At 73.7% G+C, this 26704-nt stretch carries 25 protein-coding genes; 3 read left to right on the top strand and 22 right to left on the bottom strand.

The features are described from left to right. Nucleotides 1-8: 8 nt before the first annotated feature. From ACLF5H_RS26500 to ACLF5H_RS26405, 20 genes are all read right to left on the bottom strand, one after another. Entirely contained in the window at nucleotides 9-602 is a 594-nt protein-coding gene (locus tag ACLF5H_RS26500) for a Uma2 family endonuclease (RefSeq protein WP_421678517.1), read from the bottom strand. 35 nt (nucleotides 603-637) lie between these two features. Further along, nucleotides 638-1858, bottom strand: coding sequence for a cytochrome P450 (locus ACLF5H_RS26495; RefSeq protein ID WP_421678516.1), 1221 nt, complete (start codon nucleotides 1856-1858; stop codon nucleotides 638-640). Nucleotides 1859-1903: 45 nt separating this feature from the next. Then, complete coding sequence (locus ACLF5H_RS26490) at nucleotides 1904-2569, bottom strand: response regulator (RefSeq protein WP_421678515.1); 666 nt, start codon at nucleotides 2567-2569, stop codon at nucleotides 1904-1906. Further along, nucleotides 2566-3942, bottom strand: a complete 1377-nt coding sequence (locus ACLF5H_RS26485) for a sensor histidine kinase (protein WP_421678514.1) — start codon at nucleotides 3940-3942, stop codon at nucleotides 2566-2568. The genes ACLF5H_RS26490 and ACLF5H_RS26485 overlap by 4 nt, the downstream gene beginning before the upstream one ends. Nucleotides 3943-4036: 94 nt before the next feature. Beyond that, the gene (locus ACLF5H_RS26480; protein WP_421678513.1) at nucleotides 4037-4717 is read right to left on the bottom strand and encodes a response regulator; all 681 of its coding nucleotides are present in this window, start codon (nucleotides 4715-4717) and stop codon (nucleotides 4037-4039) included. Beyond that, nucleotides 4714-6126: a sensor histidine kinase gene (locus tag ACLF5H_RS26475; RefSeq protein ID WP_421678566.1), complete on the bottom strand. Its 1413-nt coding sequence runs from the start codon at nucleotides 6124-6126 to the stop codon at nucleotides 4714-4716. Before ACLF5H_RS26475 ends, ACLF5H_RS26480 begins: the two co-directional genes overlap by 4 nt. Nucleotides 6127-6169: 43 nt before the next feature. Continuing rightward, nucleotides 6170-7462 carry an acyltransferase family protein gene (locus tag ACLF5H_RS26470; protein ID WP_421678512.1) on the bottom strand — a complete coding sequence of 431 codons (1293 nt, stop codon included), beginning with the start codon at nucleotides 7460-7462 and terminating at the stop codon, nucleotides 6170-6172. Next, nucleotides 7455-8096: an alpha/beta hydrolase gene (locus tag ACLF5H_RS26465; RefSeq protein WP_421678511.1), complete on the bottom strand. Its 642-nt coding sequence runs from the start codon at nucleotides 8094-8096 to the stop codon at nucleotides 7455-7457. The genes ACLF5H_RS26470 and ACLF5H_RS26465 overlap by 8 nt, the downstream gene beginning before the upstream one ends. A 517-nt stretch (nucleotides 8097-8613) precedes the next feature. Beyond that, entirely contained in the window at nucleotides 8614-9489 is an 876-nt protein-coding gene (locus ACLF5H_RS26460; protein ID WP_421678510.1) for an alpha/beta hydrolase, read from the bottom strand. A 188-nt stretch (nucleotides 9490-9677) separates the two neighbouring features. Further along, on the bottom strand, nucleotides 9678-10859 hold the full coding sequence (kynU, locus tag ACLF5H_RS26455; protein ID WP_421678509.1) for a kynureninase: 1182 nt from the start codon (nucleotides 10857-10859) through the stop codon (nucleotides 9678-9680). Then, entirely contained in the window at nucleotides 10852-11697 is an 846-nt protein-coding gene (locus ACLF5H_RS26450; protein WP_421678508.1) for a tryptophan 2,3-dioxygenase family protein, read from the bottom strand. Before ACLF5H_RS26450 ends, kynU begins: the two co-directional genes overlap by 8 nt. Nucleotides 11698-11846: 149 nt before the next feature. Next, entirely contained in the window at nucleotides 11847-12260 is a 414-nt protein-coding gene (locus ACLF5H_RS26445) for a DUF3151 domain-containing protein (RefSeq protein WP_111583180.1), read from the bottom strand. 53 nt (nucleotides 12261-12313) lie between these two features. After that, nucleotides 12314-13774 carry an MFS transporter gene (locus tag ACLF5H_RS26440; protein ID WP_421678507.1) on the bottom strand — a complete coding sequence of 487 codons (1461 nt, stop codon included), beginning with the start codon at nucleotides 13772-13774 and terminating at the stop codon, nucleotides 12314-12316. Between the two features lie 113 nt (nucleotides 13775-13887). After that, on the bottom strand, nucleotides 13888-14910 hold the full coding sequence (gene fbaA / locus ACLF5H_RS26435) for a class II fructose-bisphosphate aldolase (protein ID WP_421678506.1): 1023 nt from the start codon (nucleotides 14908-14910) through the stop codon (nucleotides 13888-13890). Nucleotides 14911-15049: 139 nt separating this feature from the next. After that, nucleotides 15050-15598, bottom strand: a complete 549-nt coding sequence (gene pyrE, locus ACLF5H_RS26430; RefSeq protein ID WP_037658405.1) for an orotate phosphoribosyltransferase — start codon at nucleotides 15596-15598, stop codon at nucleotides 15050-15052. A gap of 10 nt (nucleotides 15599-15608) precedes the next feature. Beyond that, nucleotides 15609-16397 carry an aldose 1-epimerase gene (locus ACLF5H_RS26425; RefSeq protein ID WP_421678505.1) on the bottom strand — a complete coding sequence of 263 codons (789 nt, stop codon included), beginning with the start codon at nucleotides 16395-16397 and terminating at the stop codon, nucleotides 15609-15611. Nucleotides 16398-16519: 122 nt separating this feature from the next. Then, nucleotides 16520-17338 (bottom strand): SRPBCC family protein, encoded by an 819-nt coding sequence (locus ACLF5H_RS26420; protein ID WP_421678504.1) that lies wholly within the window; start codon nucleotides 17336-17338, stop codon nucleotides 16520-16522. A gap of 58 nt (nucleotides 17339-17396) precedes the next feature. Then, on the bottom strand, nucleotides 17397-19034 hold the full coding sequence (locus tag ACLF5H_RS26415) for a polyamine aminopropyltransferase (protein ID WP_421678503.1): 1638 nt from the start codon (nucleotides 19032-19034) through the stop codon (nucleotides 17397-17399). 79 nt (nucleotides 19035-19113) lie between these two features. Continuing rightward, entirely contained in the window at nucleotides 19114-19677 is a 564-nt protein-coding gene (locus tag ACLF5H_RS26410; protein ID WP_421678502.1) for a DUF2617 family protein, read from the bottom strand. A 291-nt stretch (nucleotides 19678-19968) separates the two neighbouring features. Further along, nucleotides 19969-20340, bottom strand: a complete 372-nt coding sequence (locus ACLF5H_RS26405) for a hypothetical protein (RefSeq protein ID WP_421678501.1) — start codon at nucleotides 20338-20340, stop codon at nucleotides 19969-19971. 140 nt (nucleotides 20341-20480) lie between these two features. Here ACLF5H_RS26405 and ACLF5H_RS26400 point away from each other — a divergent pair, with 140 nt between their 5' ends. Continuing rightward, nucleotides 20481-21665 (top strand): pyridoxal phosphate-dependent aminotransferase, encoded by a 1185-nt coding sequence (locus ACLF5H_RS26400; RefSeq protein WP_421678500.1) that lies wholly within the window; start codon nucleotides 20481-20483, stop codon nucleotides 21663-21665. A 70-nt stretch (nucleotides 21666-21735) separates the two neighbouring features. Beyond that, complete coding sequence (locus tag ACLF5H_RS26395; protein ID WP_421678499.1) at nucleotides 21736-22920, top strand: hypothetical protein; 1185 nt, start codon at nucleotides 21736-21738, stop codon at nucleotides 22918-22920. A gap of 13 nt (nucleotides 22921-22933) precedes the next feature. On the opposite strand, the gene ACLF5H_RS26390 is transcribed toward ACLF5H_RS26395, so the two are convergent. Beyond that, entirely contained in the window at nucleotides 22934-23476 is a 543-nt protein-coding gene (locus tag ACLF5H_RS26390; RefSeq protein ID WP_086809020.1) for a YbjN domain-containing protein, read from the bottom strand. 178 nt (nucleotides 23477-23654) lie between these two features. Between ACLF5H_RS26390 and ACLF5H_RS26385 the strand changes: the two genes are divergently transcribed. Beyond that, on the top strand, nucleotides 23655-23999 hold the full coding sequence (locus tag ACLF5H_RS26385; RefSeq protein WP_421678498.1) for a hypothetical protein: 345 nt from the start codon (nucleotides 23655-23657) through the stop codon (nucleotides 23997-23999). 68 nt (nucleotides 24000-24067) lie between these two features. Here ACLF5H_RS26385 and clpB read toward each other — a convergent pair whose 3' ends face one another. Continuing rightward, nucleotides 24068-26665: an ATP-dependent chaperone ClpB gene (clpB, locus tag ACLF5H_RS26380; RefSeq protein ID WP_421678497.1), complete on the bottom strand. Its 2598-nt coding sequence runs from the start codon at nucleotides 26663-26665 to the stop codon at nucleotides 24068-24070. Nucleotides 26666-26704: the final 39 nt, after the last annotated feature.

Here is a 26704-nt window from a genome sequence, read left to right as displayed (position 1 = left end):
GGCGGCGCTCAGCCGACGTACTGCTTGAGGTCCTCGGTGTCGATCTCGATCCCCAGCGGTTCCGGGAGGGAGAACTTGGCACCGAAGGGCTTCTTCTCGGCGCTGCGGTATCCGATGCCCTGGACCGGATCGCCGTAGAGGGTGACCGAGCAGTCGTCCCGGTCGATCAGCAGGTAGGAGGGGATACCGGCGTCCGCGTACCCGAGGGGCTTCTCCTCCCGGTCACGACGGTGCGTGTCCGCGTCGTACGAGGTGACCTCGACCGTCATCACGACGTCCGCCGTGTCGGCCCAGTTCCCTTTGCCGACGAATGTCCCGCGCGGCGCGAGCACGGCGTCGGGGAGCGCCCTGCCCTTGCGACAGCTCTCCGCCTTCAGCCCCACCTCCCCGCCCCCGTACAGCCACAGATCGGTGCCGGACATCATGCAGCGCTCCTGCAGCCACCTGATGATCTCGGCGTGGCTGCCGTCCGTCATGCCCTTGATGCCGATCCGTCCGTTGATGAACTCCAACCTGACGGTCTCGAACTCCCGCGCCGCGAGCGCCGCGAGCTTCTCGAATTCCTCCACGGTCAACGGGGATGCGTGCGTCATAACCGTCATGGTGCCCTCCTTGTCAGGCGAGCACCAGCGTGCCGTCACCGCACCTCCACGCTCAGCCCCTCCAGCCCCCGGATCACGAAGTTCGGGTTGCGGGTCGGCTCCTTCGCCAGGGTGAGGGTGGGGGTCTGGTTCAGGAGGGCGGTCATGGAGGCGGTCAGTTCGAGGCGGGCCAGGGGGGCGCCGATGCAGTAGTGGATGCCGGCGCTGAAGGAGATGTGGGGGTTGTCGGCGCGGGCGAGGTCGAGGCGGGTGGGGTCCGGGAAGACGGCCGGGTCGTGGTTGGCGGAGCCGAAGAGCATGGCGATCTCGGCGCCGCGCGGGATCACCGTGCCGTCGATCTCGATGTCGTCCAGGACCCAGCGCTCGAAGAGCTGGAGCGGGGTGTCGTAGCGCATCAGCTCCTCGATCGCGGTCGGGACCAGGCGGTGGTCGGCGCGCAGGGCGGCCAGCTGGGCGGGGTTGCGGAAGAGCGCCCACCAGCCGTTGACCGTGGCGTTGACGGTGGCCTCGTGGCCCGCGTTGAGCAGCAGGACCGCGGTGGAGATCATCTCCTGCTCGGTCAGCCGGTCGTCCTCGTCGTGCGCCGCGATCAGCCCGGAGATCAGGTCGTCCCCGGGACGCCTGCGCCGCTCGGCGATCAACTCCCGCAGATACTCCGAGAATTCGACCGAGGCGCGGACCGCACGCGCCGCCGTGTCCTCGGACGGGTTCAGCTCGTACATCCCGCAGATCGCCGCCGACCAGGGCCGCAACTGCCCCCGGTCCGCCTCCGGGATCCCCAGCATCTCGGCGATCACCGCCACCGGCAGCGGCTCGGCGACATCCGTCAGCAGATCGCCGCCGCCGTCCCGGACCAGGCCCGCGACCAGCTCGTCGGCCAGGCCGCGCACATACGGCTTCAGCCGCTCCACCGTGCGCGGGGTGAACGCCTTCGACACCAGCCGCCGGATCCGGGTGTGGTCCGGCGGCTCCAGGTCCAGCATCCCGTGATCGTTGAGCGTCCGGAACGGCTCGTGCGCGGCCGGCGGCGCGCTCTTCCCGAACTCCTCGTGCGAGAAGCGGTGCTGGTACGTCCGCCCGAGCCGCCGGTCCCGCAGCAGCGCCGAGACGTCCGCGTGGTGCGGCACCAGCCACTGGTCCGTGGGCGCGTACCGGACCACCCGCCCGCGCGCCCGCAACTCGGCGTACGCCGGGTACGGATCGGCCACGAACGCCGGGTCCCAGGGATCGAAAGCGAGGTCTACAGGCCCTGACATGCGCCGACGCTAACCCGCCGGACCGGATCTGACCAGGCCACCGGCTCAGCCCGGCGTCACCAGCCGCGCCTCGTACGCGAACACCGCCGCCTGGGTGCGGTCGCGCAGACCCAGTTTGACCAGGATGCGGCTGACGTGGGTCTTGGTCGTGGACTCGGCCACCATCAGGCGTTCGGCGATCTCCGCGTTGGACAGGCCCTGGGCGATCAGGACGAGGACCTCGGTCTCGCGGTCGGTGAGGTCGCCGTAGGCCCCGTGCGCGGTGGGCAGGGGGCGGCGGACCTCCGAGAGGCGGGAGAACTCGGAGATCAGGCGCTTGGTGACGGAGGGCGCGAGCAGCGCCTCACCGGCGGCCACCACCCGTACGCCGTCGGCCAGTCGGCGGGCCGAGGCGTCCTTGAGGAGGAAGCCGGAGGCGCCCGCGCGCAGCGCCTGGTAGACGTACTCGTCCAGGTCGAAGGTGGTCAGCACCAGGACCTTCGCCGCGGCGTCGGCCGCGACGATCTCGCGGGTCGCCTCGATGCCGTTCAGCTCGGGCATGCGGATGTCCATCAGGACGACGTCCGGGGCGAGTTGCCGTACCCGCTCCACCGCCTCGCGGCCGTTGACGGCCTCGCCGACGACCTCGATGTCCGGCATCGCGTTCAGCAGGACGGAGAAGCCCTCGCGGACCATCATCTGGTCGTCCGCTATCAGGACACGGATCGTCATGCGCCACCCTCGGATTCGGCCGCCGGGGCCGCCGGGGCCGCCTGGGTCGCCACGGGGAGGAACACCGCCACCTCGTAGCCTCCCTCGGTCGTGCGGGCCGTCGTCATCTCGCCGTCCAGCATGGTGACACGCTCGCGCATGCCCGTGATGCCGTGCCCCGCGCCCGGTGACGGCTTCAGCAGGCTCGGCGCGGGCGGCGGGCCGTTGACCACGCGCAGGCCGAGCCCGCCGAGGACGTAGGAGACCTCCACCCGGGCGCTCGCCCCCGGCGCGTGCCGCAGGGTGTTGCTCAGCGCCTCCTGCACGATCCGGTAGGCGGACAGCTCCACCCCCTGCGGCAGTTCGCGCACCGCGCCGGTCACCGCCTTGTCCACGGTGAGCCCGGCCTCGCGGACATTGGCGAGCAGCCGGTCCAGGTCGGCGAGCGTGGGCTGCGGGGCGTCCGGTGCCGCGTAGTCCTCCGCGCGGACGACCCCGAGGACCCGGCGCAGCTCGGTCAGGGCCGCCACCGCGTTCTCCCGGATGGTGACGAACGCCTTCTCCAGCTCCGGCGGCGGGTTCTCCACCCGGTACGGCGCCGCCTCCGCCTGGATGGCGACCACCGACATGTGGTGGGCGACCACGTCGTGCAGCTCCCGCGCGATGGTGGTGCGCTCCTCCAGCAGGGTGCGCCGCGAGCGCTCGTGCTCGGTCACCGTCTGCTGCGCGGTCACCTCGCGCGCGGCCTCCTTGCGGACCTGCCGCACGGCGACCACCAGCAGGATCAGCGCGGACAGGAACATCATCTGGGCTATGTCGCCCTGGTCGTACGCCTGGCCGAACAGGCTCGCGTCGAAGACGCTGTACGCGCCGGTCAGCGCCCACATCCAGGCCGCCGTGCGCGGCCGGGTGCGGATCGCCACGACGGTGAGCACCACCAGGTGGGAGAAGAAACCGCCCGGCGTCCAAATGCCGCTCACCCAGTCGCCCCCGGTGACCATCCCGGTGACCGTGCAGGCCGCGAGGGACAGCCAGAACGCCCCGGCCGGGCGGACCAGGGTCAGCAGGACCGGGGCCAGGACCAGCAGTCCGCAGATCAGGGCCGCCGCGGTGGAGGTGCCGGAGTGGAACAGGGTGATCCACATCGCCAGCACGCCGAAGAGGACCACCACGGCGTGCGGGATCCACGGCGCGTACTCCCGCGGCCGGCCCGAACGGCGGCGCACGAAGCGGCTGTCGGGGCCCAGCGGGGGCAGCGGCCGGTAGGCGAAGGCGTCGTGGAACAGGTCCTGCCGCAGCCCGGCGAGGGCATCCGCGGCCAGCCGGATCTCCGGGCTGCGCGGGCGGCCGGACCCGAACGGTCCTGTCGGGTGCGGGGGCGTCGTCTCGGTCACACGGGAAACGGTAAGCGGCGGACGGTGTCCGGTCGTCCGCTTGGAGTCGGGTTCCCCGGCCTCCGTCTCAGGTACTACCCGGGGCATCCGGACCTCACCGCGCCCCCGGCCGGATCAGCCCCGACTCGTACGCGAAGATCGCGGCCTGGGTACGGTCCCGCAGCCCCAGCTTCACCAGGATCCGGCCCACATGGGTCTTCACCGTCTGCTCGGCCACCACCAGCCGGCCCGCTATCTCCGCGTTGCTCAGCCCCTGCGCGATCAGCGCCAGTACCTCCGTCTCCCGTTCGGTGAGGTCCCCGACGCGCCGGTGCCGGGGGGTGCGGCGGCCGCCGTGCAGGCGGGAGAACTCGGCGATGAGGCGCCGGGTGACACCGGGGGCGAGCAGCGCGTCGCCGCCCGCCACCACCCGTACCGCCTCGGCGAGTTTGTCGGCGGAGGCGTCCTTGAGCAGGAACCCGGAGGCGCCGGCGCGCAACGCGTCGTACACATACTCGTCCAGGTCGAAGGTGGTCAGCACCAGTACTTTGACGGCGGGTTGGGTGACGGCGATGTGCTCCGTGGCCTGGATGCCGCCCAGTTCGGGCATGCGGATGTCCATCAGGACGACGTCCGGGGACAGTTCGGCGGACTTCGTGATCGCCTCGCGGCCGTCCACCGCCTGGCCGACGACCTCGATGCCGGGCTGGGCGTTGAGCAGCACGGTGAAGCCCTGCCGGACCATCTCCTGGTCGTCGGCGATGAGTACGCGGATGGGGCCTTCGCCGCTCGTCATGGGGTCTGCTCTCCTGTGGTGGACATGGGCGGGAGCGGGGGCGGGGGCGAGGGGGCCGGGGACGGGTCCTCGGACGGGCCGTCGGACGGGGTGCCGTCGCCGGGCAGGAAGGCCGTGACTGTGAAGCCGCCCTGGGCGGTCGCGGTCGCGGTGACCCGGCCGCCGAGCATCGCCGCGCGCTCGCGCATGCCGAGCAGTCCGTGCCCGGCGCCCGGGGAGGGCGGGACCTTGCGCCGGGGGCGGGAGTTGGCTATCTCCAGCTGGAGCCCGTCCGGGCCGTGGACGACCTCGACGCGCACCCGGGATCCCGGCGCGTGCCGCAGCGCGTTGCTCAGCGCCTCCTGCACGATCCGGTACGCCGACAGCTCCACGCCCGGGGTGTACGGCCGTACCGCGCCCCGGACCTCCGCGCTCACGTCCAGCCCCGTGGCCCGGGTGTTCTCGATCAGGGTGCCGAGCCGGGCCAGGGTGGGCTGGGGGGCGTCGGGGGCGGCGCCGGTGCCGGGCGCGCCGAGCCCGTAGGGGCTTTCGGGGTCGTCGGGGTGTGCGGAGCGCAGCACCCCGAGGACCCGGCGCAGTTCGGTCAGTGCCTCCAGCGCGTTCTGCCGGATGCCCGTGAGGTTCTCGACCAGCTCGGGCGAGGGCCGTTCCACCAGGTGGGGGGCCACCTGGGCCTGGATGGAGATGACCGACATATGGTGCGCGACCACGTCGTGCAGCTCCCGGGCGATGCGGCTGCGCTCCTCCAGGAGGGTGCGCCGGGCCCGCTCCTCGGCGGTGAGGCTGGTCTGCTCGACGAGTTCGTCACGTGCCTGCCGACGGCCGTGCAGGGCGATGCCGAGCACCGTGACCACCGCGGACAGGACCACCGCGGCGACCCCGGTCGGCTGGTAGCCGCCCGCGCCCAGGCCGCCTTCCAGGGTCCAGGTCAGCAGCGCGGTCAGGACCAGCGCCTCGACCGCCACCCGGGCGCGCACCCGCAGCGCGAGCAGCAGCAGGACCAGCAGGTGACCGATGATCCCGGCGGGCGTCCACGGCCAGGAGAACACGACCCCCGGTGTGCTCCCCAGGTGTTCGCGCACCACGACGGCGCACACCGCGGCCGCCGCTATGGACAGCCACCAGGCCGCGACCGGGCGGCGCAGCGCGAGCAGGACCGCGCCCGCCGGTGCGAAGCCGATCGCGGAGGCGGCGCCCGGATTCAGCCCGCCGTTGTTCCCCAGCTGTGCCACGCCGCCGACCGCGACCCCGAACGCGGCCAGGCAGACCAGTCCGTGCGGCAGCCAGCGCAGCCAGACGAACACGGGCAGCGGATCGCGGCGCGCCGTCCACAGATCGTCGCGCAGCACCGCCAGCGCCCCCAGCGCCCGCTGCACCCACAGTCCCCGCCGCCCGCGGTCCGCGAGCAGTGCGGACCCCTGACGATCCCCCGATTCCGTCACGCCGTCCACCTTAGACACCGTGACCTCGCGGAACACGGGGGACAGCCCCCGTATCCCCGCCACCCGCCGCCCCGTTGGCGTGCCCGGCACCCCGGTGCACCCGGACCACCCTGCTGCGCCGCCCGCGCCCCCGCCCCCACCGACGACCGGCGCCGGCACCGGCACCGGCGCCGCCCTGTTCGTACGACCGGAACGCGCCCCAGCACACCGCCAGGACCAGCGCGAACACCGGGAGCCAGCCGAGCCGGGCGGCGATCCAGGCGGGGCCGTCGGGGGCGGTGTGCAGGCCGGGCAGGCGGCCGACCGGGAGGGTCGCGGCGGTGGTGGCCATCAGGGCGGTCTGGTGCCACAGGAAGATCGTCGTCGCGGAGAGGTTGACCGCGGCCACGGCCGCCCACGGCAGCGGGCGGCGCATCGCGCGGCGCAGCCGGTCGCGCAGCAGCAGCGCGAGGCCGCACTGGGCGAGGCCGAAGGTGACGGCGGCGAGGGTCGGCGGGTCCAGGTTGGAGATGGCCGCGCCGGGGACGCCGACCATGCTGGCGGGGTAGCCCGCCCAGCAGACGAGGCCCACCGTGGCCGTCGTACCGAAGGCCAGCAGGACCCGGCCCGCCCGGCGGGTGTCCAGTTCGCCGCGGGTCCAGGCGGCGCCCAGGGTGTAGGGGACCAGCCAGCCGGCGGGCAGGTTCGCCCAGCCGAGCCAGGAGGGGCCGAGGTGCAGGCCGAAGCGCAGCACGTCCACATGCAGGACGACGGCGAGCGGCCACAGGGGGTGGAGGCGGGCGACGAGCGGGGTCGCGGCGGTCAGCGCGGCGAGGACCAGCAGGAACCACAGCGGGGACAGGGCGAGTTTCACGAGGGTGTGCACGGTGTCCGCCGACGCGCCGCCGAGCAGCAGACCGGCGGCGACCACGGTCCACAGGCAGAGCAGGGCGAGGACCGGACGGGCGAGGCGGCCGAGCCGGGCGCGCAGCCACTGGCCGTACGTCAGCCCGCGGGCGCGCGCGCAGGCGAGGCTCTTGGTGGCCACATGCCCGACCACCAGGAAGAACACCGCGAGGGTCTGGAAGATCCAGGAGACCGGGGCCAGCCAGGGCATGCGCCCGAGCGGGCTGGCGGTGTGCAGCCCGCCGTCGTGCGCGACCAGCGCGGTGACCAGCCAGTGGCCGAGGACGGCCCCGAGGATCGCGCAGGCCCGCAGGGCGTCGACGGCACGGTCGCGGGAGCCGGGCGTGGCCTCGTCGACGCGCCGCGCGCCCTGCCGTACGGCCTGCCGGATCCCCTTGTTCGCGGGGCTGTCAGCCACGGGTGACCTCCGAGGTCTCGCCGCGGGTGATCCGGGCCAGGTTGGCGAGGGCGGCCGAGCCCGGGGTGAAGTAGCCGCTGTGGTCGGCGGGGCCCGCGTCGAAGACCCGGGCGCCGAAGGCCCTGGAGACCGGGTCGGTGCCCAGGCCGACGGTGGCGAGGAGCAGGTCGACGCGTACGTGCGGCACGTCCGCCACCCAGTCGTCGCCGCCGCGCGCCGCCCAGACGCGGGCGCGGGTGCCGAGTGCGGCCACATCGTCCGCGCCGGTGCCGGGGCTGCCGACCAGGGCGATGTCGGCCACATCGTCGAGACCGCGCGCGGCACGCCCGCAGACGACGGAGCCGTAGGAGTGGCAGACGAGGGAGAGGCGCGCGCCGGCCGGGGCGAGTGCGTGCAACTTCCCTACCAGTGCCTGGAGTTGCGGTGCCGCCTCGTCGGCGCGGGTGGTGGTGGCGACCGTGGTGCTGACCGTGCCGGGCGTGCGGTAGCCGAGCCAGGCGACGACGGCGGTACGGGGGCCGGGGCCCCGGTTCGCCGCCTCGTACAGGGCCTCGGCCGCGCGGTGGAAGCGGGGGTAGGTGTCGAGGGAGGTGTCGGAGCCGGGGACCAGTACCGCGACGCGCCCGGCGTGCACGAGATCGCCGGACACCTCGGTGGCCAGGCCCGCGCCCCGCCCGTCGAAGGCCAGCAGCTGCCGCCGCGTCGAGGCGACGGCCCGGTCCGCCGCGGCCCGCCGGGAGTCGCCGTGGGCCCATCGACGGCGCCTACGCGCTCGCCGCCACCGGCCTGGACAACGCCAAGCTGCGCGGCATCGTCGACTTCCTCGACCACCGGGGTGAGCGGCGGCAGGGCCGCGGGGGCCGGAGCCGGGACGGCGGGACGGGCGGCCGCGGACAGGGGGACGGTGAGCGCCGCGGCGAGCAGGGCGGCGACGACGGTACGACGGGTACGGTGCGCGAGGCGCCCCATGACGGCTTCCTTCCAGCGGGCCCGGCCATCGGGCTTCGCTGGTAAGGAAGTTAGAAAGCGGGAGTCGTCGTCGGCGTCCCGCCGGGGAGCTGTCCTGGGGGGTAGTTCTCAGGTACTACGGGTATGACCCGGGGCCCCGGCGCGCCTGCTCGGGTGCCGCCGTCCGGCCTGTGCGATCCGCTTCACCAGGCCAGTTGCGCGATCTCCTCCGCGACCGCGGCACACGCGTCCGCCGCCGGGTCGATCAGCGGGAAGTGGCCCACGTCCGCCAGCAGGGTCAGGCCCACCGGTTCCCCCGCGTTCGCCGCGGCGTCCGCGTACGCCTCGCTGACCGTTTCCGGTACGACGAGGTCGGCGCGGCCCTGTACGAGGGTGGTGGCGATGCCCGTCGGGAGGAGGAGGCTGGGGTCGGCGTAGGGCAGGCGCCGCTCGAAGTGCTCGGTTCCGCCCAGGAGTTGGAGGGAGGCGTGCTCGCAGACGGCCAGGTGCTCCGCGACCGTGAAGTCGGCGATCGGGGCGAGGGCGACGACGCCACGCAGGGGGGCGGGCTCGGGCAGCCGCCAGGGGGAGTCGGCGGGCAGGACGTGCCGGGCGGCGGCCCACAGCGCGAGGTGGCCGCCCGCGGAGTGGCCGGTGAGGACGGTACGGCGGACGTCGGCCCCCGGGAGCGCCGTACGGGCCAGGTCGGGGAGGGCGTCCAGGGCGGCGGCGACGTCCTCGAAGGTGTCGGGCCAGCGGCCCGCGGGCGGGGTGCCGTCCGCGGGCTCGGTGTCGCCGCCGCGGCGGTACTCGACGTTGGCCACCGCGAAGCCCCGGCGGGCCAGGAAGTCGGCGAAGGGGGTGACATGCCGGCGGTCGTAGCGGGCGCGCCAGGCGCCGCCGTGCAGGACGACGACCAGCGGGGCCGGGGTGTCCCCTGGGGTGCGGGGGGCGTAGAAGTCGATCACCTGGTCGGGGTGGGTGCCGTAGGAGGCGGTGGCGTCGGGGTCGACCGGGTCGTGCGAGAAGGCCGACTCCTCTTCGGCGGCGGCGCGGGCTGCGGCGGCGTCGTCCGGCATGCTCCAACCTCTCAGCGACGGAACGTTTTTGGGGGCGGCGGACCAGGTGGGGGTGGTCGTCGGCCGTTGGCGGGGAACGGTATCAGGCGCCTGACGTGCCCGTACGTGGGGTGGGGACCGGCCCGCACCCGCTCGCGGTCCGCACCCGCCCGCGGCCGACGACCGCGGGCGGGTGCGGGCCGGTGGAATCAGCCGAGCACCGCTCCCAGCACCCGCGCCGCCCGCTCCGCCTCCGCGAAGCTCGTGTACAGCGGGGTGAAGCCGAAGCGCAGCACGTCCGGCGGGCGGAAGTCGCCCACGACGCCCGCTTGGATCAGCCGCTTCATGACGTCACCGGCGTTCTCGCAGCGCAGGGAGACCTGGCTGCCGCGCTCGCCGTGGGCGGTCGGGGTCACGGACTCGACCCGGTCCCCGGCGTACCGAGCCACGCACGCCAGGAAGAAGTCGGTCAGCGCGAGCGACTTCGCGCGGACCGCGTCGACGCCCACGCCCTCCCAGACGTCGAGCGCCGCTTCCAGCGACAGCATGGAGAGGATGTCCGGCGTACCGACCCGGCCGCGCACCGCGCCCGGCGCCGGATCGTAGGACGGCTTCATCCCGAAGGGCTCCGCATGGGAGTTCCAGCCGGGCAGCGGGGAGTCGAAGCGGGCCTGGAGCGCGCGGCGGACGTACAGGAACGCCGGTGAACCGGGGCCGCCGTTCAGGTACTTGTACGTGCAGCCGACCGCGAGGTCGACGCCGTGCGCGTCGAGCCCCACCGGCAGCGCGCCCGCGCTGTGGCACAGGTCCCAGACCGCGAGCGCGCCCGCGGCGTGGATGGCCGCGGTGAGCGCGGGCAGGTCGTGCAGCCGTCCGGTGCGGTAGTCGACGTGGTTGAGCAGCACCGCCGCCGTACGGGGCCCGAGCGCGTCCGGCACCTCGGCGGGCGTCACCGCGCGCAGGGTGCGCCCGGTCAGGCGTGCCGCCGACTCGGCGATATAGCCGTCTGTGGGGAACGTGCCGGCGTCCACCAGGATCTCGGTGCGCTCCTCGCCGGCCATCCGTGCCGCGGCCACGACCGCCTTGAACACATTGACGCTGGTGGAGTCGCCGACCACGACCTGCCCCGGCGCCGCCCCGACCAGCGGGGCGATCCGGTCGCCGATCCGCTCGGGCGCGGTCCACCAGCCGCTCTCCTCCCAGGAGCGGATCCGCAGCTCACCCCACTCGCGGCGGACGACGTCCGCGATCCGGTCGGGGACATGTGCGGGCAGCGCGCCCAGCGAGTTGCCGTCGAGGTAGACGACGTCGTCCAGGACGAAGCGGGACCGCACCGGCGCCAGCGCGTCCGCCGCGTCCAACTCCTTCGCCCGCAAGGTGAGATCAGACATAGGACCTGGCCGTCCACAGCTCGGGGAACACGTTCTTGCGGGCGCGCTTCTCCAGCCAGGCCACCCCGGCGGAGCCGCCGGTGCCGGTCTTGGAGCCCATCGCGCGGCGGGTGGCGACCAGATGGTCGTTGCGCCAGCGCCACACCAGCTCGGCCACATCGGTCAACGCCTCGCCGAGGCGGACGAGTTCGCCGTCCTGGTCGCCGGAGTAGACCTCCGCCCAGACCTGCTCGACAGCGGGGACCGGCTCATGACGCTGGGCGACGTCGCGGTCCAGGACCGCGTCCGGGATCGCGTGGCCCCGGCGGGCCAGCAGCCGCAGCACCTCGTCGTAGAGGCTGGGCTCGTGCAGCGCCTTCTCCAGTTCCGCGTGCGCGCGGTGGGCGCCGCGGTGCGGGACCAGCATGGACGCGGACTTCTCGCCGAGCAGGAACTCCATCCGCCGGTACATCGCCGACTGGAAGCCGGAGCCCTCGCCGAGGGCGGCGCGGTAGGAGTTGAACTGGGCGGGGGTGAGACCGGCGAGCGGGGTCCAGGAGGCGTTCAGGGCCTCCAGCTCGCGCACGGAACGCTTCAGCGCGGCGATCGCCGTGGGGACGTCGTCCGAGCGCAACGCCTTCGCGGCGGTCTCCCACTCGTGCACCAGCACCGTGAACCACAGCTCCATCACCTGGGTGGTGACCAGGAAGACCATCTCGCCGGGGTCGTCGGAGAGGGTGTGCTGGAGGTGGGTGAGCAGGTCCGCGCGCACGTAGTCCTCGTACGGCGTCGTGCCCGCGAAGTCGAGATGCGGGGTCTCGGGCTCAGCGGCCTCGTGGGGGTGAGCCTGTTGGGACATCGCTGTCTCCTGTTGTTGCTACGGGTAGCGGTCCGCCCCTGCCGATGCCGGCACGGGGGCCCCGGTCCCCACTCGCATCCTCCGCAATCACCCCGGGTACGGCAAGGCCCGCCTGTTGCCAGACGGGCCACACAGGTGACGGACCGTGCTCAGCCGAGGGTCGACGCGGCGGTCGGCGAGGAGTCCTTCAGGAACTGGCTGCAGCGCTCGTACTCCTCCTGCTCGCCGATGGCCTGGGCGGCGCGGGCGAGGGCGTGCAGGGCGCGCAGGAAGCCGCGGTTGGGCTCGTGCTCCCAGGGGACCGGGCCGTGGCCCTTCCAGCCGCTGCGGCGCAGCGAGTCGAGGCCGCGGTGGTAGCCCGTACGGGCGTAGGCGTACGACTCCACGACGGAGCCGCGCTCGAAGGCGTCGTCGGCGAGCTGCGCCCACGCGAGCGAGGAGGTGGGGTGCTGCGCGGCGACGTCCGCGGGCGCGGTGCCCTGGGCCAGCTGCTCACGGGGTTCCGGGTCATCGGGGAGGTGGGTCGGGGGCGGCCCGCCGAGCAGGTTCTCGTGAATGGTCATGGGTTCAGTCTCGCGTACCGGCGTCCGCGTCCGGGAGAACCCCTGGGGGGCGGCTACGAATCGGCCCGCTCCCCCTCCAGCGGCGGAGCCGTCAGCGAGCAGTGCGTATGCCGCTCCGGGTGCTGGCATCCCGGTGTCGGGCGCCCGGTGACCAGGAAGAACGCGAGGATCGAGCCCAGCACCAGGACGCCCGCGCAGATCGGCATCGCCCGGTTGAAGGAGGCGTCGAAGGCCGACGCGGAGCGGTACGCGTCCGCCCCCATCCCGGCCAGCAGGGGCAGCGCCGCCACCGCCACCAGGCCCGCCGCCCGGGCCGCCGCGTTGTTGATGCCGCTGGCGACGCCCGCGCGGGCGGTGTCGACGGAGGCGAGGACGGTGGCGGTGAGGGGGGCGACGAGGGTGACCATGCCGGCGCCCATGACCAGCAGCGCGGGGAGCACGTCGGTCAGATAGCCCGCCCCCGGCCCGACCCGCAGCATCAGCAGCATCGCGGCCGCGCACAGCAGCGGTCCGACGGTGAGCGGCAGCCGGGGGCCCGTGCGGTCGGAGAGCGCGCCCGAGGCGGAGGAGAACAGCAGCATCAGGATGGTGGTCGGCAGCAGCGCCGTCCCCGCGACCAGCGGCGACCAGCCGACCGCCACCTGCAACTGGAGCGCGGTGAGGAAGAAGAAGCCGCCGAAGGCCGCGTACACGCACAGCGTGACCAGGTTGACCGCGGTGAACTGCCGTGAGGCGAAGACGTCCGGCGGCAGCATGGGGTCGGGCCGGTGCCGCTCCACGTACACGAACGCGGCCGCCGCGGCGAGGCCCAGCAGCGCGCTCACCACCACCGCCGCCGTGCCCTCCCGCGCCTCGATGAGCGCGTACGTCAGCAGCGCAAGCGCCAGCGCGCCCAGCGCCGCGCCGAGCACGTCGAAACGGCCGTGCGCGTTCTCGTCGGCCGATTCGGGGACATGGCGCAGGGCCACCGGCACGCAGAGCAGGGCGAGCGGCACATTGAGCAGGAACACCCAGCGCCAGCCGGGCCCGGAGACCAGCCAGCCGCCCAGGAAGGGGCCGACCGCCGCGCCGATCCCGCCGAACCCGGACCACAGGCCGACGGCCCGGCTGCGGTCGTCGGGATGGAAGGACGCCTGGATCAGCGCGAGCGAGCCGGGGGTGAGCAGTGCCCCGCCGACGCCCTGGAGGGCGCGCGCCGCGATCAGCAGCCCGGAGGTGGGCGCGATGCCGCACAGCAGGGAGGCGGCGGCGAACCAGACCACGCCGAGCACGAAGATCCGCCGGCGGCCGTAGCGGTCGCCGAGGGAGCCGCCGAGCAGGATCAGCCCGGCCAGCGTGACCATGTACGCGTTCACGGTCCACTGGAGGGCGCCGAGGCTCGCGTCCAGATCGCGGCCGATGCGGGGCAGCGCGACATTGACGACGGTCGAGTCCAGCATGGCCATGCTGGAGCCGAGCACCGTGGTGAGCAGGATCCACGTACCGCGGGAGGAGCCGAGCCGGACTTCGGGCATGCCCCACATATACAGCGATACGGCGGACCCGGCGGCTCGAAAAGCCGCCAAGTCCGCCGTGGACGCCGTGGACGCCCTTGTACGCCAGGGACGCCGTGAACGGCGCCGGGCGCTTACTTGATCTTGTTGCCCGCGGAGCGCAGGTGCCGCGTGGCCTCCACGACGCGCGCGGCCATGCCCGCCTCGGCCAGCTTGCCCCAGGTGCGCGGGTCGTAGGACTTCTTGTCGCCGACCTCGCCGTCGACCTTCAGGACGCCGTCGTAGTGGGCGAACATGTGCCCGGCGACGGGGCGGGTGAAGGCGTACTGGGTGTCGGTGTCCAGGTTCATCTTCACCACGCCGTTCTCCAGCGCGGTGCGGATCTCCTCCTCACTGGAGCCGGAGCCGCCGTGGAAGACGAAGTCGAACGGGGACTCCTTGCCGAACCGCGCGGCCACGCCCTCGTTGAGCTCCTTCAGCAGCTCGGGGCGGAGCACGACGTTGCCCGGCTTGTACACGCCGTGCACATTGCCGAAGGAGGCGGCCAGCAGATAGCGGCCCTTCTCGCCGAGGCCGAGCGCTTCCGCGGTGCGGATCGCGTCGTCGACCGTGGTGTACAGGGAGTCGTTGATCTCGTGCGAGACGCCGTCCTCCTCACCGCCGGTCGGGGTGATCTCCACCTCCAGGATGATCCGGGCGGCGCGGGCCTGCTCCAGCAGTTCCTGCGCGATCTCCAGGTTGTCACCGAGGGTCTCGGCGGAGCCGTCCCACATGTGCGACTGGAACAGCGGGCCGAGACCGGCGTCGACGCGCTTCTTGGACAGGGCGATCAGCGGACGGACGTACCCGTCGAGCTTGTCCTTCGGGCAGTGGTCGGTGTGCAGCGCGATGTTGACCGGGTACTTCTCCGCGACGATGTGCGCGAATTCGGCGAGCGCGACCGCGCCGGTCACCATGTCCTTGCTGTACTGGCCGCCGAGGAACTCGGCGCCACCGGTCGAGATCTGGACGATGCCGTCGCTCTCCGCCTCCGCGAAGCCGCGCAGCGCGGCGTGCAGGGTCTGGCTGGAGGTGACGTTGATGGCCGGGTAGGCGAACTTGCCTGCCTTCGCCCGGTCGAGCATCTCGGCGTAGACCTCGGGAGTTGCGATGGGCATCTGTCCGCTCCTTGTGTTGCGGGTGGGTTCTGCGTACGGCCCTGACCTAGACCTGGTGGGTGACGTCGTCGTCGGTCCCCCATCCTTCCAGACGGGGGGTGACGCACGTCGCCCCCCAAGTCCAGGTCAAAGGGGCGTGTCAGTCCAGACCCAGTTCATCCTTCGAGAAGGCGAAACGGTACGGCACCCCCGCGCCGGCCTCGATCTTCTCGGCGGCGCCGGTCGCCCGGTCCACGATGGTCGCGACGGCGACGACCTCGGCACCGGCCTCGCGCACCGCCTCCACGGCGGTCAGCGGGGAACCGCCGGTGGTGGAGGTGTCCTCGACCACCACGACCCGGCGGCCCCTGATCTCCGGGCCCTCGACCCTGCGCTGCATCCCGTGCGCCTTGGCCGCCTTGCGGACCACGAAGGCGTCCAGCCGGCGTCCGCGCGCGGCGGCCGCGTGCAGCATGGCGGCCGCGACCGGGTCGGCGCCCATGGTGAGCCCGCCGACCGCGTCGAACTCCAGGTCCTCGGTGAGGTCCAGCAGCACCTGGCCGACCAGCGGTGCGGCCTCGCCGTCCAGGGTCACGCGGCGCAGGTCGACGTAGTAGTCGGCCTCCAGACCCGAGGAGAGGGTCACCTTGCCGTGCACCACGGCCTTGTCCTTGATCTGCTGAAGCAGCTCAGCCCGTACGTCGCTCATGGCGCCCAGCTTAAAGGCGCCGCCAGCTCCAGGTGGTGGTCGCCTCCAGCGGCTCCAGGGGCGTGACCAGGCGCGGGCAGGTGTTCAGCCCGTTGGGCGGCCCGGTCTGGGGCTCCACGCAGACGGCCTCCTCCTGCTCGTCGTAGACCACCACCCACTCCTCGCGGCTCGCCACCTTCAGCTCCAGCAGGCCCGGCCAGGTGAGGGTGACGTCGACGCCGTCGGGCATCCCGAAGCAGTCGTCCCAGGGGCCCGGCTTCGGATCGATCCGGTTGCCGGTGGGCAGGTGGTCGGCGCCGCGCTCCTCCTGCCAGGCGGGCGTGAAGTCCAGGGCCACGTCCACGCCGTCGAGGGTGCGGTGGAACCAGGGGTGCCAGCCGATCTGCGCCGGGAACGAGTCGTCGTACGTCTCCACGGCCATCGTCAGCGTCAGGCTGTCCTCGGCGAGCGCCACGATCTGGGTGACGCGGCCGGAGTGCGGCCAGGGGTCGGTCAGCTCGTGCGTGATCACCGCCTCGTGCTCGGTGACGCGCGCGGTGCGCCAGGCGCCGTCGCGGGCCGTGCCGTGGATGGCGTGCGGCGGGGAGTTCAGGGGCAGCTGGCGGACGACGCCGCCGTCCAGGAACCGGCCGTCGCGGACGCGGCCGGCCCAGGGGACCATCGGGAAGCAGCCGAAGCGGTCGCCCTGCCGCAGCAGTTGGGTGCCGCCGATCCTCAGTCCGCCGATGCGGCCGCCGCTCCCGGGCCGCACGATCACCTCCGCGTCGCCCGCGGTCAGCGTGATGTCTTCGTTACTCACGGGACGACAGTACTGGGGTGGCGCGGTCGGATGTACGGCTTCGGGTCGCCGGTGGCTGATCGCGCCCACGCGGCGGAGCCGTACACCGGCCCCGGCCCCGCGCCCCCTCGCGGGGCGTTCGGTCAACGGCGTCTGCGCAGCGCCCGCCCCACCACGATCGCCGACGCCACCGCCAACGCCGCCGCCGGGGCCGCCCACTTGAGTGCCTGGTTCGCCGAGACGGTCTGCGGGGCGGGTACCGGGGCATAGCGGCCGCGGGGCGGGGCGTGGTCGACCTCCTCCGCGCTGCGGCCGATCATCGTGCGCCGGGCATGGGCCGCCTCGGCGGGCGGGACACCGGTGTCGGTGAAGTCGTCCGCGGGGCTCTCCACGCCCTCGGCCGTCTCCCGCGCGGCGCCCGCGTCGCCCGCGTCGCCCGCCTCGGGGTCGAGCGAGGATGGCGGAATCTCGGTGTCGAAGACGGACGCGCGCCCGGCCTCCGGCGCCTCCTCCGCCCCCTCCGCCTCCTTCCCGGGCTCCTCCGCCCGCTCCCCCAGCGCCTCAAGGAACCGGGTCAGCAGCCGGGCCGCCGCCGCGGCGACCGTGTCCGCGGGAAGCTCCGCGATCCGTCCCGAGGCATCCGCGCCGCCCTCGGCCGTGACCGTCGTACCGCCCTCGGCGTCCGCGAGGCGCAGGGTGAGGGCGAGCTTGACCACGCCGGTGCCGCGGGACTCGGTGGCCTCGCCCTCGACGGTGTAGGCGCCGTCCTCCCGGGCGAGCACCCGCGCGCTGCCGCGATAGGTGACGGAGTGCCCGCCGACGCGCAGCTTGAGGCGTCCGGCGACGGGCGGGGCGCCGGCGTCCTGCTGGAGCCCGGGGACGGCCCGGGCGACGCGCGCGGGGTCGGCGAGTGCCGTGGCGAGGCGGTCGGCCGAGACCGGGACGAAGACCTGGTGCTCCATGTCGGCTGAGCCTACCCAGGAGCGGCCGGTTCGTACCCTCGCCGGAGGGGGCGCCCGCTCAGTACCGCGGGTGGATCAGGGTGGAGGCGGGCAGCCCCCCGGTCCGGACCCGCTCGGCCGCCCGCCGGTCCGCCGCGAGGGCGGCCGGGGTGAGGGTGGCGGCGGGGACCGCCGGATCCAGGCGCGGCGGCGGGGCGGTACGGCCGGGGGCGGCGAGCAGGAAGCCCCAGTCGTGCGGTGCCTCGGGCGCGCCCGCCGAGCGGTCGGGGCCCGCGGGGAAGCCGGGGTCGTGACCGAGGACGCGGTAGGGGGTGGCGGCGAGTCCGGCCGCGCGCAGGGTCGCGGCGACCGTCCAGAAGACGCGGGGGCGGGTGGTGACGGACCCGGCGTGCACCACGAGGCGGCCGCCGGGGGCGAGCACGCGGCGGGTGAGGCCGTAGAACTCCTCGGAGTACAGCTTGGTGCTGGCGGTGATGCCGGGGTCGGGCAGGTCGCAGATCACCACGTCGTAGGCGGCGCCGGGCGCGGTGCGCAGCCAGTTGAGGGCGTCGGCGGTGGTGAGGCGGACCCGGGGGTCGGCGTAGACATGGCCGTTGGCGGCGGCGAGGCCGGGGTCGCGGCGGGCCAACCGGGCGAGTTCCGGGTCGAGTTCGACGATGTCGACACGGCGCACGCCGGGATGGCGCAGCACCTCGCGCGCGGCGAGGCCGTCGCCGCCGCCGAGGATCAGGACGCGGGTGTGCGGTCCGGCGAGGGCGGGGTGCACCAGGGCCTCGTGGTAGCGGCGGGCGTCCTGGCCGCCGACGCGCAGCCGGCCGTCGAGGTAGAGGTCGAGGGGGCGGCCGCCGGTGCCGCCCGCGAGGACGACCTCCTGCACCCCGGTCTGCACGGCGACCCGGACGTCCGTGCCGTACACCGCCCGGCGCGCGGCGCGTTCGAAGTCGGCGGAGAGGGCGGCGGCCGAGGCGAGGACGCCGAGGACGGTGAGGCCGACGAGGAGCAGGGCCCAGCGGGCGCGGCGGGTCAGATCGCGCCGGAACAGGCCGAGGACGAGGGCGCCGCCCGCGACGAGGTTGACCGTGCCGGTGAGCAGCGCGCCGGTCAACTGGCCGAAGAACGGCAGGAGTACGAAGGGGAAGGCGAGGCCGCCGACGAGGGCGCCGACGTAGTCCGCGGCGAACAGGTCGGCCACGGCGGCGGGCGCGTCCTGCCGCCGGATGCGCTGGATCAGCTCCATCAGCAGCGGGACCTCGGCGCCGATGAGCAGGCCGATGGCGAGCGAGAAGGCGACCAGCAGGCAGCGCGGGCCCTCGGCCCACAGCCCGCCCCAGCCGCCGGTCCAGGCGAACACCGCGTACAGGGCCATCGCGCTGCACCCGCCGACCAGGGCGAGCAGCGTCTCGACCGCGCCGAAGCCGACGGCGGTGTGCCGGCGCAGCCGTTTGGCGCCGAGCGAGCCGATGCCCATCGCGAACACCATCACGGACAGCACGACGGATGCCTGGGTGACCGAGTCGCCGATCAAGTACGAGGCGAACGCGACGAGTTCGAGTTCGTACACGAGTCCGCAGGCCGCGCAGACGAAGACGCACACGAGGACCAGGAACCGCCCGGTGCCGGGCCGGACGGGCAGCCCGGCGGGGGCGGTCCGGGAGGGCGGGGCGCCCGGGGGCGCGGGGGCCTGCGGTTCGATCACGCTGCGACGTTACGTCACTTGACGGGCACGCTTCGTCACCCACAGGTGTGGATCTGGGGGCGGTCGGCCCCGTCCGGGTTTATGCGGCGGACGTCCCGGACCACGCCGCGTCGGCGTCCCGGCCGGGCCGCCCGCCGCGCGCCCGCGCCCCCACCCGGGTCCGGGTGGCGACGAGTTGGCCGTCCTGCGGGTAGGCGTGCCAGGTGCGCCAGTGCACATGGTCCTGGTGCCGCTGGGCCAGCATCGCGGTGAACGCGTGCGGGCTGCCCGGGAAGACGCCCGCGAGTCCGTGCGGGTGCTCGGCGACGAGGGCGAGCAACTCCTGGGCGCGGCCCGCGAAGGAGCCCGGGGTGAGCATCTCGACGCGCGCCGCGAACTCGTACTCCCAGTCGCCGACGCGCTTGGCGACGCCGAGCGGCAGCGGGGTGCTGGAGCCGGGGATGCAGGCCACGGTCTCGGAGCACAGGCCGCGCTCCTCCTCCAGCAGGACCTGGTGGGAGGCGCCGAGCAGTCTCAACTGAAGCTTGGCGCCGGTCAGTTCGAGGTCGAGGGAGGCCAGGGCGGGAAGCGGTTCGCGCCCCAGGGCCCAGGCGAGGTCGGCAGCGCGCGTATCGCTGTACGTGGTGTTCAGGGTCGTGAGCATGGATCGGCTCCGCTAACACGCAAATGAGGGGAGATGGCCGTGTCAGCCCGGCCGGCCCGGCCGGTACGAGGCGTCCGCGAGACGTCCTGGGGGCTGCGTTGGCTGCATTGGCGTTTTAGAGGGAATCATGAACAGAGGGGCCGCCACAGCGTTTTTACCCAACTTCGGGGGCATTCCATCCCTCGGGGGGCTCACAGTTCAACTGTTCCACCACGGCGCACGCCGGGCGCGGTCCCAGCGACCCGCACTCCTGCCCCCGGCCTCTCCCCACCGCCGCCCGGCCCGCCCGCCTCAGCTGCTCCCGCAGCCACCGCCGCCACCGCAGGACGACCCGCCGCCGCACGAGGAACCCCCGCCGCAGGAGTGCCCCGAGTGCCCCCCGCCGCCGCAGGAGGAGTGGCCGCCGTGGTGGCCGCCGTGGTGTCCGCCGTGACTCCCGTGGTGGCCGCCGTGACTCCCGTGGTGTCCGCCCGACGACGACCCGCCGTCCCCGGCCCACCAGCTGTTGCCCGAGTCGCCGCCGCCCCCGCCGAACATCGCCGACGAGCCCGCCGCGCGCCCGCCCCGCCGCCCCGCCCCGCCCCTGCCGCGCCTGCCGGACACCCGCGCGATGACGACGAACAGGACGAACACTCCCACCAGCCCGATGACGAACGGATCCATGGCGCCACCTTCTTCCGGTCCCCCGAAGCCGCCCCCCGTGGGCGCCTCGTTCCTTCCCGCGCCGCGCGCGGTGCCCCGGAGATGCCCACCCGGGGCGAGCGCCAAAGCGGAGTTGAGGAACTCCAGAGCTTGGGCGCAGGATGGCCGGCATGACCTCCACCGCGCGCCCCCTCCTCAACCGCAGGCTCGCCGAGTTCGGTACGACGATCTTCGCGGAGATGTCCGCCCTCGCCGTCGCCACCGGGTCGATCAACCTGGGCCAGGGCTTCCCCGACACCGACGGCCCCGAGGAGATCAGGGAGGCCGCCGTACGGGCGCTGCGCGACGGGCGCGGCAACCAGTACCCGCCGGGCCCCGGCGTCCCCGAGCTGCGCACCGCGATCGCCGCGCACCAGCGGCGCCGGTACGGGCTGTCGTACGACCCCGACACCGAGGTGCTGGTGACGGCGGGCGCCACCGAGGCCATCGCGGCCGCGCTGCTCGCGCTGCTGGAGCCGGGCGACGAGGTGGTGGCCCTGGAGCCGTACTACGACTCCTACGCGGCGAGCATCGCGCTGGCGGGCGGCCGCCGGGTGCCGGTAACCCTGCGCCCGCACGAAGGCAGCTTCCGGCTCGACCTGGACGAGCTGCGCGCCGCCGTCACCGACCGGACCCGGCTGCTGCTGATCAACACCCCGCACAACCCCACCGGCACCGTCCTCACCCGCGCCGAGCTGGCCGCGATCGCCGAGCTCGCGGTGGAGCGGGACCTGCTGGTGGTGACGGACGAGGTGTACGAGCACCTTGTGTTCGACGACGCCGAGCATCTGCCCCTCGCCTCCTTCCCCGGCATGCGCGAGCGCACGGTGACCATCGGCTCGGCGGGCAAGACGTTCTCCTTCACCGGCTGGAAGGTCGGCTGGGTGACGGCCGCGCCCGCCCTGGTCAGCGCGGTCCGCGCGGCCAAGCAGTTCCTCACCTACGTCTCCTCGGGCCCCTTCCAGTACGCGGTGGCCGAGGCCCTCGCCCTGCCCGAGTCCTACTACGACGGCTTCCGGCGCTCGATGCGGGAGCGCCGGGACATCCTGTCGGCGGGGCTCACGGCGGCGGGCTTCGAGGTGTTCAAGCCGGCGGGCACCTACTTCGTCACCACCGACATCCGCCCCCTCGGCGAGAAGGACGGCTTCGCCTTCTGCCGCGCCCTGCCCGAGCGCGCCGGTGTCGTGGCCATCCCCAACGCGGTCTTCTACGACGACCGCGAGGCGGGCGCCCCCTTCGTGCGGTTCGCGTTCTGCAAGCGCGAGGACGTGCTGCGCGAGGCGGCGGAGCGCCTGCGGGCCATGTGAGGGACGGTTCGCCGCCGGTTGGCCGCGCCCTGCTCGCATCCGGGGTCCGGCCCTTGCAAGGTGCGGAGGTGTGACCCACGTCAGCACCGTTCTCGCGCCGCCCGTCACCGCTCCCGAACCCGCGCCCGGGGAACGCGCCCGCGTCTCCCTGCTCAGGGCGAGCGGCGTCGCCGTAGGACTGTTCCTCGGCGCGCGGCTCGCCGGTGCCGCCGTCCTCGCCCTGCTCGCCGAGGCCGCGGGCCGTCCGGTGCTGGCCCTGCTGGACCGCTCCTGGGACTCGGTCTGGTACCTGGGCATCGCGGCGCACGGGTACGGCCATGCCCTGGGCCGGCACGGCTACAGCGATCTGGCGTTCTTCCCGCTGTACCCGGCGCTGGTGCGGGCGGTGAGCGAGCTGAGCACGCTCGGCGGGGGCGCGGCCGGGCTGCTGGTGTCCTGGTCGGCGGCGCTGGTGGCCGCGGCCGGCCTGTACGCGGTGGGGACGCTGCTGTACGGGCGGCCGGTGGGCATCGCGCTGGTGCTGCTGTGGGGGCTGCTGCCGCACTCGGTGGTGCTGTCGATGGCGTACACCGAGCCGGTGCTCGCCGCGTGCGCGGTCTGGTCGCTGTACGCGGTGCTGACCGGGCGCTGGCTGTGGGCGGGATCCCTGGCGGCGCTCGCGGGGCTGGCCCGCCCGAACGGGTTCGCGGTGGCCGCCGCCGTGCTCGCCGCGGCCGCCCGCGAGGTGTGGCGGCGGCGCGGCCGGGTTTCCCACAGGCTGTGGACGGGCGCGGCGCTCGCCCCGCTGGGCTGGACCGCGTTCCTGCTGTGGGTGGGCCTGCGCCGGGGCGATCTGCTGGGCGGCTATTTCGACGTCCAGGCGCGCTGGGGCTCCCGGTTCGACCTCGGACGCGGCTCGCTGCGCTTCGTGCGCGCCCTGCTGCTGCACGGCGGCCGGGTGGTGTTCCCCATGGCGCTGCTGCTGGTGGCCGTGGGCGTGGTGCTGTTCGTGCTGCTGGCGCTCGACCGGCCGCCGCTGCCGCTGCTGGTCTACAGCGGGGTGCTGCTGCTGGTCGTGCTCGGCGGTTCGGGCACCTTCGAGTCCAAGCCGCGCTTCCTGCTGCCGGCCTTCCCGCTGCTGCTGCCAGCGGCCCGCGCGCTGGTCCGCACGGCGAAAGCCCGGCCCTGGCACGCGGCCGTGCTGGTCGCGTCCCTGGCCGGGCTGTCGTACCTCTACGGCGCGTACCTGCTGGTGCTGGGGAACGCGCCGCTGTAGCCGATACGGCCGGTCACTCGCCGGAGTCGGCCTCGCCGTCCTCCGGCTTGTCCGTGCCGTCGACGTCCTCCTCCAGGCCCAGCTGCTCGACCAGCCACTTGTCGAACTCGATCGCGGCGCGCACCCAGCTGACCGTGGACGAGACGAAGTGGTTGAGGTCGACGCCGGTGCCGATCAGCATCTGGGCCTCGCCGATGAGGCGGACCGTGCCGTCGTCGTGCGTGTGGGTGTAGACCTTGGGCCACAGGGTGCGGCGGTTCCAGTCGTCGACCGACTCGAGGAGCTGGGCCTTGTCCTCGATCTGGTGCGGGCGGTCGTAGAAGGTCCGCACCGAGAAGACGGCGTGCTCGTCCTCCCCGCGGAACATGAAGTAGGTGCGGAACTGCTCCCAGGGCGCCGCGAGGTCGCCCTCCTCGTCGATGACGTACTTCAGCTCCATCTGCTCCAGGAGCTGCTTCACAAGGTCCTGGTCCGGGAGGACGGGGCCGCCCGGTCCCTGGGGCTGCGGCTCGGGCTGGCCCCCGAAGTTCGGAATCGAGGACGGGTCGATGCTCACCGTGTTTTTCCCTTCGTACGGATCCCGCCATCCTCCCCCATGCGGGGAGGGGGGTGGCAAGCCCTGACGGGGCCTGTCAGCCTTTGGCTGACATGATCCAGTGCCCGGGCGGCGGGCCGGTGAACACACGGGGGCCGATACGGCGGGGCGGGGACGCGGCAGACGGGTGCTGCCGGGGGTGGTGCCGGCGGTCCCGGCGCCGCTGCCGGCCCGGGTGGCCTGCGCGGTGGTGCGGCTGGCGACCTCGGACCGTCCGCTGGGCGGCGGCCCGGAGAAGGTGCCGTGCGCCGAGGCGCTGGAGTTCGGCGGCGGGCAGCTTCCGCAGGGCGCGTACGACACGCGGTGCACCGTGCGGAGCTGGCTGGACACGTCGTACGCGGCCGGGTTCCGGATGCCCCGCCGGGACGTGGGGGCGTGGCTGGCGAAGACCTGTCCGTCCGGGCCCGCGCCCGGCACCGGGCTGTGCGACGACGGCGCCGGCCTCTGTCCGAACATGGACTCCGAGGCGGCGCCGACGCGGTGACGGTGAACGTGACGTACGAGGGCCCGAACCGGGCCCTCGTACGGTTCAGCGCGTTCACCGTGTGAGCGTCAGAGCGTCTTCCCCGTCGCCGGGCCGACCAGCAGGCCCTCGCCGAAGCGGTCCACCCGGACCGTGTCGCCGTCCTTGATCTCGCCGGACAGGATCTCCCGGGCGAGCCGGTCGCCGATGGCGGTCTGCACCAGGCGGCGCAGCGGCCGGGCGCCGTACGCCGGGTCCATCCCCTCCTCCGCGAGCCAGGCCAGCGCCTCGGGCGTGACGTCCAGGGCGAGCCGGCGCTCGGCGAGCCGCCGGCCCAGCCGCTCGATCTGCAGCCCCGCGATCCGCTCCAGCTCGGGCTTGGTCAGCGCGGAGAACACCACCAGGTCGTCCAGGCGGTTGAGGAACTCCGGCTTGAAGGACGCCCGGACGACCTCCAGCACCTGCTCCCTCTTCTCCTCCTCGCTCGCGACCGGGTCGACCAGGAACTGGCTGCCCAGGTTGGAGGTGAGCACCAGGATGGTGTTGCGGAAGTCGACGGTGCGGCCCTGGCCGTCGGTCAGGCGGCCGTCGTCCAGCACCTGGAGCAGGATGTCGAAGACCTCCGGGTGGGCCTTCTCCACCTCGTCCAGCAGGACCACGGTGTACGGGCGCCTGCGCACCGCCTCGGTGAGCTGGCCGCCCTCCTCGTAGCCGACGTACCCGGGGGGCGCGCCGACCAGCCGGGCCACGCTGTGCTTCTCGCCGTACTCCGACATGTCGATGCGGACCATCGCCCGCTCGTCGTCGAAGAGGAAGTCCGCGAGCGCCTTGGCGAGTTCGGTCTTGCCGACGCCGGTCGGGCCGAGGAAGAGGAACGATCCGGTGGGCCGGTCGGGGTCGGCGATGCCGGCCCGGGAGCGCCGTACCGCGTCGCTGACCGCGCGCACGGCCTCGCCCTGGCCGATCAGCCGCTTGCCCAGCTCGTCCTCCATGCGCAGCAGCTTCTGGGTCTCGCCCTCCAGCAGCCGGCCGGCCGGGATGCCGGTCCAGGCCCCGACGACGTCGGCGATGTCGTCGGCGCCGACCTCCTCCTTGACCATGGTGTCCTGCGCGGCCTCCTCCTCGGCCTCGGAGGCGGCCTCCAGCTCCTTCTCCAGCTGCGGGATCTCGCCGTAGAGCAGCTTGGCGGCCTTGTCGAAGTCGCCGTCGCGCTGGGCGCGTTCGGCCTGGCCGCGCAGGTCGTCCAGCCGCTCCTTGAGCTCGCCGACCCGGTTCAGGGACTGCTTCTCCTTCTCCCAGCGGGCGGTCAGGCCCCGCAACTCCTCCTCCCGGTCGGCGAGATCGCGGCGCAGCTTCTCCAGCCGGGCCAGCGAGGCGGGATCGGTCTCCTTGCCGATCGCCAGCTCCTCCATCTTCAACCGGTCGACGGAGCGCTGGAGTTCGTCGATCTCCACCGGCGAGGAGTCGATCTCCATGCGCAGCCGGGAGGCCGCCTCGTCCACCAGGTCGATGGCCTTGTCCGGCAGGAAGCGTGAGGTGATGTAGCGGTCGGAGAGGGTGGCCGCGGCGACCAGCGCGCTGTCCGCGATCTGCACCTTGTGGTGCGCCTCGTACCGGCCCTTGAGGCCGCGCAGGATCGCGATGGTGTCCTCGACGGTCGGCTCGGCGACCAGCACCTGCTGGAAGCGGCGCTCCAGGGCGGGGTCCTTCTCGATCCGCTCCCGGTACTCGTCCAGGGTGGTCGCGCCGACCATGCGCAGCTCACCGCGGGCGAGCATGGGCTTGAGCATGTTGCCCGCGTCCATGGCGGAGTCGCCGCCCGCGCCCGCGCCGACGACCGTGTGCAGCTCGTCGATGAAGGTGATGATCTGCCCGTCGGAGTCCTTGATCTCGGCGAGGACGGCCTTGAGGCGCTCCTCGAACTCGCCGCGGTACTTGGCGCCCGCCACCATCGCGCCGAGGTCGAGCGAGACCAGGCGCTTGTCCTTCAGCGACTCGGGCACATCGCCCTTGACGATCCGCTGCGCGAGCCCCTCCACGACGGCGGTCTTGCCGACGCCCGGCTCGCCGATCAGGACCGGGTTGTTCTTCGTACGACGGCTCAGCACCTGCACGACCCGCCGGATCTCCTGGTCCCGCCCGATGACCGGGTCGAGCCGGCCCTCGCGGGCGGCGGCGGTGAAGTCGGTGCCGAACTTCTCCAGGGCCTTGTACTGGCCCTCCGGGTCGGCGGTGGTCACGCGGCGTCCTCCCCTGGCCTTCTTGAAGGCCTCCAGCAGCTTCTTCGCCTCGGCGCCCTCGCGCCGCAGCAGCTCACCGGCGGCCCCGCCCTTGGCGGCGATGCCGATCAGCAGGTGTTCGGTCGACAGGTACTCGTCGCCGAGGTCCTTGGCCCGCTCGCCCGCGTCCGCGATCACGGCCAGCAGATCGCGGCTCGGCTGCGGGGGCGCGACGGTGGAACCGGCCACGCTGGGCAGCGCGGCCAGGAGCTTCTCCGCGCCCGCGCGCACGGCGGCCTGGTCGGCGTCGACGGCGGCGAGCAGGTCGGTGATGTTCTCGTTCTCCTGCCCCGCGAGCAGCGCCAGCAGCAGATGCGCGGGGGTCAGGTCCGGGTGTCCCTCGGTCACGGCCCGACTGCTGGCCGCGTTGATCGCGTCCCGGCTCTTGTTGGTCAGCTCGGCGTCCACGTGTGCGTTCTCCTCCTAGACGTAACCTCAGCCCTGCAA

Origin of the sequence: Streptomyces sp. LaBMicrA B280, from assembly GCF_049222185.1 — a bacterium.
GTDB classification, from domain to species: Bacteria; Actinomycetota; Actinomycetes; order Streptomycetales; family Streptomycetaceae; genus Streptomyces; species Streptomyces murinus.
This window is presented reverse-complemented; position numbering and strand designations above follow the sequence as displayed.